The sequence below is a fragment of the Leisingera sp. ANG-Vp genome, from assembly GCF_000813725.1.
In the GTDB taxonomy this organism is placed as follows: domain Bacteria; phylum Pseudomonadota; class Alphaproteobacteria; order Rhodobacterales; family Rhodobacteraceae; genus Leisingera.
In genome coordinates this window covers 1-9,201 of record NZ_JWLD01000106.1, presented here as the reverse complement: position 1 = coordinate 9,201, position 9,201 = coordinate 1, and the positions used below count along the sequence as shown (strand labels likewise).

Here is a 9,201-nt window from a genome sequence, read left to right as displayed (position 1 = left end):
ATATCCTCTCCACCGGCGGGTCCGTGGATCCGGCAGAGCTCTACACTGCTTTCCGCGGGCGCCTGCCGGGTGTTGAGGCGCTGCTGAAGGGCCGGGGGCTGGCCGCAGAATAGCAGGCGCCCCGCTGGGCGCGGTATTGGAAATGGGTATTTAAGACCAGAAAGAAGCAGAGTGGCTTTCCGCTTCTTTCTGGTCGGCAATACCCTGGGGTGAGCGCCGCAGGCGCGAGGGGCAAAGCCCCTAATACCCGAGGCTGCGGTCGACCAGGTGCAAGAGCGGCTCGCCTGCCTCAAAGCGGCGGATGTTTTCGGCAATCACTTCGGCGGCGGTGCTTTCCCGGGTCTCAGAGGCGATATGCGGGGTAACGGTCACATTGGGATGCGCCCAATAGGGGTGCTCCGGTGGCAGCGGCTCGACGCGGAACACGTCCAAGGTTGCATGGCCGGCCTGGCCGCTGTCCAGCGCTGCCAGAAGTGCAGCGTCATCAATCAGCGGCCCGCGGCCGGGGTTGATGATCTTTGCGCCCTTGGGCAGCATTGCCAACGTTTCTGCATTCAGCGTGTTTTCCGTGGCAGGCGTGTCCGGCAGCAGCAGAATCACGATCTCAGCCTGCGCAAGTGCGGCCTGCAGCCCGTCTGTCCCGGCAAGGCACGCAACACCTTCGATGTCCTTTTGGGTGCGGCTCCAGCCGGTAACCCGAAACCCAAGCGCCGCCAGCGCCTTGGCCGAAGCCGTTCCCAGTGCACCCAGGCCTAGAACAGTCACATGGCGGTCTTTGGCAAGGGGGGGAGCCTTGGGTTCCCAGGCCCCGTTCTGCCCTTGAATGTGTGCATCCATCCCCAAGTGATAGCGCAGGGTGTGACCCACCACCCACTCGGTCATGCCTTGCTCCAACCCGCTGTCTACCATCCGGGTGAGCGGCACATCAGCAGGGGCCACGGGCACAATTTTCTCAACCCCGGCCCACATGCTCAGGATTGCCTTCAGCCGGGTGAATGGGAGGAAATCGCTAACCGGCCCGCTGGGGGCGTAGACGATGTAATCCACCTCCGCCGGTGCGAAGTCGTTACGCAGGTCAGCGTCCACGCCCAGTCTTGCCAGCTCGGCCTTCAGCAGCGGCTCATAGGTTGGCCAGGCATCGGGGCGGCCTGCAAACAGCACATTGGCGGTCATGGAAACTCCCTGTCTTTTATCGTGAGGATTGCCGCGGGCGGTGGATATGGGCGCTTTGCACAATGCCGAAAGCCCCTAGCAGAACCAGCATTGCGGAGCCGCCATAGGACACCATCGGCAGCGGCACGCCAACCACAGGCGCCAGGCCCATCACCATCGACATGTTCACGGCAAAGAACAGGAAAAAGGTGATGGCGATGCCGAGAATAACCAGCGAGGAGAAGCGGTCCTTGGTGGCAATGGCAGAGGCAATGCAGAACAGAATGATCAGCATGTAGATGAACAAGAGGGTAAAGCCGCCGATGAAGCCGAACTCCTCCGCCAGCGTGGTGAAGATGAAGTCGGTGTGTTTTTCCGGCAGGAAGTTCAGCCGCGACTGCGTGCCTTGCATGAAGCCGCGGCCGGACCAGCCGCCTGACCCCAATGCGATCTTGGACTGGGTGATGTGGTAGCCCGCGCCAAGCGGATCCTGCGAGGGGTCCAGAAACGTGTCGATGCGGCGGAACTGATAGTCTTTCAGCAGCTGCCATTCGGTGCCGCGGCTTTGGAACACGGCGCTGACGAGCCCCACGCCGGCGGCGATCACCGCTGCAAAATAGGCCCAGTGGACGCCAGCCAGGAACATCACGCCACCGCCTGCCGCCATCAGCAGGATCGAGGTGCCCAGGTCCGGCTGCTTCAGCACCAGCGCGGTTGGGATCAGGATCAGCGCCACCGGCAGCAGCACCCATAAGGGCCGCGAGGTTTTCTCGGCGGGCAGCCAGTCGTAATAGGCGGCCAGCAGCATCACCAGGGCGATCTTGGTCACTTCCGAGGGCTGCAGCCGCATGAAGCCGATGTCGATCCAGCGCTGCGCGCCCATGCCGACGGTGCCAAAGAGCTCCACCGCGACCAAAAGGCCCAGCGAGCCCAGGTAGGCCAGCACCGAGACATTGCGCCAGAACCAGATCGGGATCATGGCGACCACAAACATGACCCCAAGGCCCAGGCCGAAACGCTTGACCTGCGGTTCCACCCAAGGGGAGAAGGATCCGCCTGCCACCGAGTACAGCATCAGGAAACCGACGCTGGAGACCGTGATCAGCAGCAGCAGCAGTCCCCAGTTCAGGTGCAGGACCTTGCGCAAGCCGGTGGGCGTCGATTTGGCATGGTATTCAAGATAGCTCATGCCCGGCTGCTCCGGCTGCCCAGAGGGCGCTTGACCCGCTCGCGCTCCAGCCGTTCCTGCTGTGCCTTGATACGGCTGCGGTCGGCTTTGGGGTAGGCCTCCAGCGGCGGGGTGCCATCGTAAAGCGCCTGCAGCATCACATCGCGGGCGATCGGGGCTGCGGCTTTGGAGCCGCCGCCGCCGTGTTCCACCACCACTGCCACCGCGTACTTCGGGTTGTCATAGGGGGCAAAGCTCACGAACAGCGCGTGGTCGCGGCGCTCCCAGGGCAGATCCTCGTTGCGGATCACCCCGGCGGCGCGTTCGGCTGCGGTGATGTTGCGCACCTGGCTGGTGCCGGTCTTGCCGGCCATGCGCATGCCGTCACCGATGATGCGCGAGCGGTAGGCGGTGCCGCGGCGGTCGTTGCTGACGGAATACATGCCCTTGCGCACGATGCGCAGGCTGTTCTCGCTGATGCCCAGCGGCTCACCGGCTCCACTGGGCTGTTCAACACCATCAATGGATTTCAGCAGCCGCGGTGTCACGCTGCGCCCGGTTGCCAGCCGCGCCGACATCACCGCCAATTGCAGCGGCGATGCCAGCATGTAGCCCTGGCCGATCGAGGCATTGGCGGTGTCGCCGATCAGCCAGTCCTTGCCATAGGAGCGCTCTTTCCATTCCTTGGTGGGCGTAATCCCCTGTGCAACCGCCGACATCGGCAGGTCGTGCTTGATGCCGAGGCCGAACTTGTTGGCCATGGCGGAAATCTTGTCGATCCCGGTCTTGATTGCCACGTCGTAATAATAGACGTCGCAGGAGCGTTTCAGCGAGGTGTTGAGGTCCACATGCCCGTGGCCTGCGCGTTTCCAGCAGTGGAAGCGGCGGCCGGCAACCTTCAGGTGGCCCGGGCACCAGACGGTTTCCTCCGGTCCGACTACGCCCTCTTCCAATGCGGCGAGCGCAGTGATCATCTTGAAAGTGGAGCCGGGCGGGTAAGTGCCCTGCACCGTCTTATTTGACAGCGGGCGGTAGTTGTCCTCGGTCAGCATCCGGTAATCCGCTACCGAAATGCCGCGTACAAACAGGTTTGGGTCGAAACTGGGGGAGGAGCAGATTGCGCGGATGCCGCCGTCCTCGCAGTCGATCACCACAGCGGCAGCGCTTTCGCGGCCCAGCCGTGCCTGCACGTAGTTCTGCAGGTCCGCATCAATGGTCAGCTGCATATCGGCGCCGGCCTCGCCTTCGCGCCGCCCCAGCTCGCGCATCACCCGGCCATAGGCGTTGACTTCCACCTGTTTGGTGCCGGCCTTGCCGCGCAGCTGTTCTTCCAGCTTGGCTTCAAACCCGACTTTCCCGAATTGAAAGCGGGGGGTCAGCAGAACCGGGTCCGGTGCTTCCATCTTGGACAGGTCATAGTCGGACACCGGTCCGACGTAGCCCACCACATGGGCAAAATCCGATAGCTGCGGATAGACCCGGGTCAGGCCGACGTCAGGTTCAATGCCCGGCAAGGCCGGGGCGTTGGCCGCAACCTTGGCAATGTCTTCCCATGCAACCTGATCAGACAGCGTGATGCGGTGAAAGGGCTTGGAGGATTTGATGTCCTTCAAGGCGTCTGCGATATCCTCGTCCGGGATATCGACAAGCCTGCGCAGCTTGGCAATCGCCAGTTCAATGTCGTCCGTGTTCTCGGGCACGATCACGATCCGGTAAGACGGCGAGTTTTGCGCAATAACTTTTCCGTTGCGGTCAAAGATCCGCCCGCGCGCAGGCGGGAGCAGCTCGAAATTGATCCGGTTTTCCTCGGCAAGAAGACGGAACTCATCGGCCTGGTCCACCTGCAGGAAGCGCATCCTGGCCGCCAGCCCGCCGGCAAAGGCCAGCTGCAGCCCGCCCAGGAACAGCGCCCTGCGGGTCATCCTGCCGTGCGAGGCATCCTGGTCTTTGGAATTGCGTTTCATCGGCGGCTCACCAGTGTTTCAGCTTCAGCAGGGGAGAGTTTGCGCACGCCCAGAATAGACTGGCTGACCCAAACTGCCAGCGGGTAGGCCAGGATTGTCATCACAATCTGGATCACTGTCAGGCTGAGCGGCGCCTGCGCCACGCCGAACAGCACCAGTATCAGCCGGTTCAGTGTTGCGATGCCAATCAGCACCAACGCCACCGCCAGCCACTCGCTGGCAAATGTGCTTTCGCGGTGCGGCGCGGCGCGGGCCTTCAGGAAGCTGCAACCGAGTACAGCAAGCAGGGCCAGCAGGCCCGGCGGGCGCAGAAACAGCAGGTCTGCCAGCAGCATCACCAGTGCAATCGACAGGGCTGGCACGAAATCGGGCCGCCGCAGCGACCAGGCCATGGCCAGCAGCAGCAGGAAATCCGGCGGTGCCCAGAACCGCGGCGTGGTGTCCAGCGGCAGCAGATGGAAGAAGATGATCAGCAGCGCCAGGGCCGGGAAGGCCAGCCGCATGGTCCAGATCCGTGCCGGCGAGGTGTTAGCCATTGCCTGCCTCAGCGGTGCCTTCTGCGCTGCCGCTGCCCAGCCCTTCGGGACGCGGCTGCGGCACCGGGTCTCCCGGAACTGCGCCGACCAGCCCGCCGGGGTCTTCGATCACCTGGGTTCCGTGATGGCGCAGCACCCGCAAGAACTCCAGCCGCTCATAGTCGGCGGACAAGCGGACGCGCATCCGGCCGGAACGGTCCTTGGCCACCTGGCCGATCAGCAGCCCGGCCGGGAACACCGAACCATCGCCAGAGGAAACCACCCGGTCGCCAGGGCGCACCAGATCGGGGTTTTCCAGAAAGCTCAGCAAAGGGGCCGCGTTATTGTCGCCGGTGACCAGCGCGGTCTGTCCGGATGGCTGGATGGCGGCAGGCACTGCGCTGGCGGCATCGGTCAGCAGGATCACCCGCGCGGTATCGCGCCCGGTACCGGAAATCCGGCCGACCAGCCCGATCCCGTCCATTGCTGCCCAGCCGTCATGCACACCGTCGCGGCTGCCCACATTCAGCAGCACCGACTGCCGGAAGGGAGAGCCGCTGTCGGCCATCACCACTCCGGTGATATAAGTGAGTTGCGGGTCGAGCCGCACGTTGTTGAGGTCCAGCAGCCGGGCGTTTTCCTGCTCCAGCTGCAGCGCCGCCTCTTTCCAGGCCCGCATCTGCCGCAGCTCGCTGCGCAGCTCGCGGTTCTGCTCGGCCAGCCGCTGGTAGCTCTGGAAATCGCGGACCAGATTGACCGCAGCCGTGACAGGCACCATCGCCCAGTCCATGCTGGGCACCACTTTGTCCACCACCTGGGCCCGGAAGCGCTCCACCCGCGGGCTGTCGATCCGCCAGATGATAAACACGGCAAACAGGCACAGGCACAGCACCACTGTCAGCAGACGCCGCAGCGGGGTGGCGTAATCTTCGCGCTGTGACCGGTCCTTTGCCACGTCTCTCCTTCCAGCCGCTCAGCTGGCGCCGTTCCGGCGGGCAGGGGCTGTTAACTGTCGTAGTCGATGGCGTGGGCCAGCTGCTTTTCGAACTCCAGCGCCTTGCCGGTGCCCAAAGCCACGCAGTTCAGGCTTTCGTCGGCAATCGACACGGCCAGCCCGGTTTGCTCGCGCAGGGCCAGATCCAGATCGCCCAGCAGCGCGCCGCCGCCGGTCAGCATCACGCCGCGGTCGACAATATCGGCAGCCAGATCCGGCGGCGTTGTTTCCAGCGCGGTCATCACGGCTTCACAGATCTGCTGCACCGGTTCAGCCAGTGCTTCGGCGACCTGCGCCTGGGAAATCTCGATCTCCTTGGGCACGCCGTTCAAGAGGTCGCGGCCGCGGATCTGCATCGACTGGCCGCGGCCGTCATCGGGCATCCGTGCGGTGCCGATCGAGGTCTTGATGCGCTCGGCGGTGGCTTCACCGACCAAGAGGTTCTGCTGGCGGCGCAGGTAGCTGATGATCGCCTCGTCCATGCGGTCGCCGCCCACCCGGACAGAGCGGGCATAGACGATGTCGCCCAGCGACAGAACGGCAACCTCCGTTGTGCCGCCGCCGATGTCGACAACCATGTTGCCGGTCGGGTCCGTGATCGGCATGCCGGCGCCAATAGCCGCGGCAATCGGTTCGGCAATCAGCCCGGCGCGGCGGGCGCCGGCGGACAGAACCGACTGGCGGATCGCGCGTTTTTCAACAGGGGTGGCGCCGTGGGGCACGCAAACGATGATCTTGGGTTTCGAGAAGGTCGAGCGCTTGTGCACTTTGCGGATGAAGTGCTTGATCATCTCTTCGGCGGTGTCGAAGTCGGCAATCACGCCTTCGCGCATCGGCCGGATCGCTTCGATGGACCCCGGGGTGCGGCCCAGCATCAGCTTGGCATCTTCACCCACGGCCAGCACTTTCTTGACGCCGTCCTTGACGTGATAGGCAACCACCGACGGCTCAGACAGGATGACGCCGCGGCCCTTGACATAGACCAGGGTGTTGGCTGTGCCGAGGTCGATGGCCATGTCCGACGAGAACAGACCGCCTAAGTTTCCGAAAAGCGCCATATAGAAGGGATCCTGTGAAAGCTGCCGTAGACCTTTGGGGCGACTCCAAAGAAGCCGCGTCGCAAACCTTATAAGCGGCACAAGGGGGCCGCGAAAGGGCGTATTATGGTGAAACAGCGCCTTTCCGCCCAGTTCGTGGGGTCACAGGAGGGCTGCGTTCCTAAGCTGTTCCCGGCCATCGGTTACACCACGCCGCGGCCGGAGCAGGCGCCGCGCCGGATGCTGGCGTCAGCTTGGAAAGATCCGCTGCATTTCGGCTTGGAAATGGCGCCAGGTCAGGCTGGCGCTGTTGCCCGCATATCCCTCGTAATAGGACTTGCCGCTGGAGGTCGGCAGCCCGGCCCAGATCTTGGCCAGGTTGAGCATAAAGGTCTTGCGCGGCATCTCCCCTTGCAGAAACGCGCTGTAGCCCGCTTCTTCAACCAGCTGATGCGCCAGCTGGTCCTGCAGCTCTGGCGAGAAACGGGTCTGCGGTTTTACGCCCTGATGCTTGACCAGCCGCCGGAGGGTGGCGGGGATCATCTGGTAGCGGCCGATGGCATGGGGCTGGCCTGGGGTCGCATCGATCCAGGCATTGATCTCGGCAATGGTCATCTGGGTCGGCTTCTTCGGCGGTTTGCGCTTGGCGCCATATTGCACGGCGTCGTATTGCGCCTTGCCGGCCTCTGCGCTGGCAATCAGGTCGAACAGCTGCTTGACGCTGGGCGGCGCGCTGAGAATGGGGGCAAAAAGCCCGCCGCTGCTGCGGCCGCGGAACAGGCTGGCGGCCCCGGGGTTGAGCGACACCGCGCCGCGCCCGGGATCTGTGCCGGGCAGGGTGTCAGGCAGCAGGCTGGCCACCGATTGCGGCGCAGTTTCCGATGCCGGCCCGGGCTGCGGTGCCGAGGCCTGGTGCAGAAAGAACTGATTGCCCACCAGGGAGTACCCTTGCGCGCTGACGGCTGCGGCAGCACACAGAAACAAGGCCAGACAGGTAAGGACTAAAGCGACGGCGCTCGTTCTGAGGGGCATATGGACCTGCATTCTGCAATGGTGGAACAGCAGCAGTCTGCATCGTGCGGGTTGAGATTCCGTTTATCCCGCCGTGGGCCCTCTTCCGCAGCCTGGCAAATGCGGCTAGAGGGGGAGCATGCTTTCCTATCAGCACATTTATCACGCCGGAAACCTGGCTGACGTTCAGAAGCACGCGCTGCTGGCCTGGATGCTGGCCTATCTGACCCGCAAGGACAAACCGCTCAGCTACATTGAGACGCACGCAGGGCGGGGGCTGTACCAGCTGGACGCGCCCGAGGCGGTCAAGACCGGTGAGGCGGAGCAGGGAATTTCCCGGGTTCTGGCAGGGCAATCGCTTGCCGCGGACCACCCGCTGTACAAGGCTTTGACGGCAACCCGTGACCGGCATGGGGAAGCTGCTTATCCAGGCTCGCCGCTGATTGCCGCTTCCCTTCTGCGTCCAGGGGACACGATGCATTTCGCTGAGTTGCATCCGCAGGAAAACATGGCCTTGCGGTCGGCTCTGAAGCCCTGGAAGGCCAAGGTGCACCAGCAGGACGGCTTTGAGCTGGCAATGTCCCTGGCACCGCCGTCTCCCCGCCGCGGGATGATGCTGATCGACCCGAGCTTTGAGATCAAGACGGATTACGCCCGTATCCCGGGCATCATCGGCCGGTTGCACAAGAAATGGAACGTAGGGGTGATTGCGCTCTGGTACCCGGTCCTGAAAGACGGGACGCATCGGCAAATGCTGAAGGCGCTGGAGGCGCAGGAGCTGCCCGGCGCGCTGCGCCATGAGGTGTCCTTCCCGCCTGCACGCGAAGGGCACAGGATGGTGGGGTCAGGCATGTTTGTGGTCAACGCGCCGTTCGGGGCTGATGAAGAGGCCAAGCGTTTGACAGCCCTGTTTTCGGCCGTCGCCTGAATGCGCAAGCCGGGGATCAGGGCGCGCCCGCGCCGCGCTTTGCGCGGCGCCCGGCCCAACGCTGGAATGCGCCGCAAGGCGCCTTCAGCGGCGGGAGCGCTCCCCGGTCCCCCTGAGTAAGGTTTGAAGGCAACAATGAAAAAGGACTGCTTCCCGGCGGAAAGCAGCCCTTTTGCTTTAGATTAGCCTGGCCTCAGGCGAGATCCTTGTAGGAAATCTCCTTGGCATCGGCCCCTTCGCCAACGCGGCCGCGGCGCACGATCAGGCGGTTCAGCGCATTCACATAGGCCTTGGCGGAAGCAACAACCGTGTCGGTATTGGCGCTCTCGCCGGTTGCGATGTTGCCGTCTTCCTCAAGCCGCACAGACACAGTTGCCTGCGCATCAGTGCCTTCAGTGACCGCGTGCACCTGATACAGCTGCAGGCGGGCGG

At 63.9% G+C, this 9,201-nt stretch carries 10 protein-coding genes; 2 read left to right on the top strand and 8 right to left on the bottom strand.

The window, feature by feature from the left end; translation table 11 throughout:
• Nucleotides 1–113, top strand: a 113-nt coding sequence (locus RA20_RS26260) for a M3 family metallopeptidase (RefSeq protein WP_152618591.1), incomplete at its 5' end; no start/stop codon positions are given.
• Nucleotides 114–240: 127 nt separating this feature from the next.
• On the opposite strand, the gene RA20_RS23535 is transcribed toward RA20_RS26260, so the two are convergent.
• The 7 genes from RA20_RS23535 to RA20_RS23505 form a co-directional block, all read right to left on the bottom strand.
• Entirely contained in the window at nucleotides 241–1,173 is a 933-nt protein-coding gene (locus RA20_RS23535) for a 2-hydroxyacid dehydrogenase (protein ID WP_039134970.1), read from the bottom strand.
• Between the two features lie 16 nt (nucleotides 1,174–1,189).
• Nucleotides 1,190–2,341 carry a rod shape-determining protein RodA gene (rodA, locus tag RA20_RS23530; RefSeq protein WP_039134966.1) on the bottom strand — a complete coding sequence of 384 codons (1,152 nt, stop codon included), beginning with the start codon at nucleotides 2,339–2,341 and terminating at the stop codon, nucleotides 1,190–1,192.
• Nucleotides 2,338–4,284, bottom strand: a complete 1,947-nt coding sequence (gene mrdA / locus RA20_RS23525; protein WP_039134963.1) for a penicillin-binding protein 2 — start codon at nucleotides 4,282–4,284, stop codon at nucleotides 2,338–2,340. Before mrdA ends, rodA begins: the two co-directional genes overlap by 4 nt.
• A complete protein-coding gene (locus RA20_RS23520) occupies nucleotides 4,281–4,820 on the bottom strand; it encodes a hypothetical protein (RefSeq protein WP_039134959.1) in 540 nt (179 codons plus the stop codon). The genes mrdA and RA20_RS23520 overlap by 4 nt, the downstream gene beginning before the upstream one ends.
• Nucleotides 4,813–5,754, bottom strand: a complete 942-nt coding sequence (mreC, locus tag RA20_RS23515) for a rod shape-determining protein MreC (protein ID WP_039134957.1) — start codon at nucleotides 5,752–5,754, stop codon at nucleotides 4,813–4,815. The genes RA20_RS23520 and mreC overlap by 8 nt, the downstream gene beginning before the upstream one ends.
• A 50-nt stretch (nucleotides 5,755–5,804) precedes the next feature.
• Nucleotides 5,805–6,851: a rod shape-determining protein gene (locus RA20_RS23510; protein WP_039134955.1), complete on the bottom strand. Its 1,047-nt coding sequence runs from the start codon at nucleotides 6,849–6,851 to the stop codon at nucleotides 5,805–5,807.
• 228 nt (nucleotides 6,852–7,079) lie between these two features.
• A complete protein-coding gene (locus tag RA20_RS23505; RefSeq protein WP_039134952.1) occupies nucleotides 7,080–7,862 on the bottom strand; it encodes a hypothetical protein in 783 nt (260 codons plus the stop codon).
• Between the two features lie 118 nt (nucleotides 7,863–7,980).
• Here RA20_RS23505 and RA20_RS23500 point away from each other — a divergent pair, with 118 nt between their 5' ends.
• On the top strand, nucleotides 7,981–8,769 hold the full coding sequence (locus RA20_RS23500) for a 23S rRNA (adenine(2030)-N(6))-methyltransferase RlmJ (protein WP_039134948.1): 789 nt from the start codon (nucleotides 7,981–7,983) through the stop codon (nucleotides 8,767–8,769).
• A gap of 193 nt (nucleotides 8,770–8,962) precedes the next feature.
• On the opposite strand, the gene RA20_RS23495 is transcribed toward RA20_RS23500, so the two are convergent.
• On the bottom strand, nucleotides 8,963–9,201 hold a 239-nt coding region (locus RA20_RS23495), incomplete at its 5' end, for an alpha-isopropylmalate synthase regulatory domain-containing protein (protein ID WP_039134944.1).

Excerpts from the sequence above, each read along its gene's own strand:
- rodA (WP_039134966.1), bottom strand. The coding sequence starts at position 2,341 with ATGAGCTATCTTGAATACCATGCCAAATCGACGCCCACCGGCTTGCGC.
- RA20_RS23510 (WP_039134955.1), bottom strand. The coding sequence starts at position 6,851 with ATGGCGCTTTTCGGAAACTTAGGCGGTCTGTTCTCGTCGGACATGGCC.
- RA20_RS23505 (WP_039134952.1), bottom strand. The coding sequence starts at position 7,862 with ATGCCCCTCAGAACGAGCGCCGTCGCTTTAGTCCTTACCTGTCTGGCC.
- RA20_RS23535 (WP_039134970.1), bottom strand. The coding sequence starts at position 1,173 with ATGACCGCCAATGTGCTGTTTGCAGGCCGCCCCGATGCCTGGCCAACC.
- mrdA (WP_039134963.1), bottom strand. The coding sequence starts at position 4,284 with ATGAAACGCAATTCCAAAGACCAGGATGCCTCGCACGGCAGGATGACC.
- RA20_RS23500 (WP_039134948.1), top strand. The coding sequence starts at position 7,981 with ATGCTTTCCTATCAGCACATTTATCACGCCGGAAACCTGGCTGACGTT.
- RA20_RS23520 (WP_039134959.1), bottom strand. The coding sequence starts at position 4,820 with ATGGCTAACACCTCGCCGGCACGGATCTGGACCATGCGGCTGGCCTTC.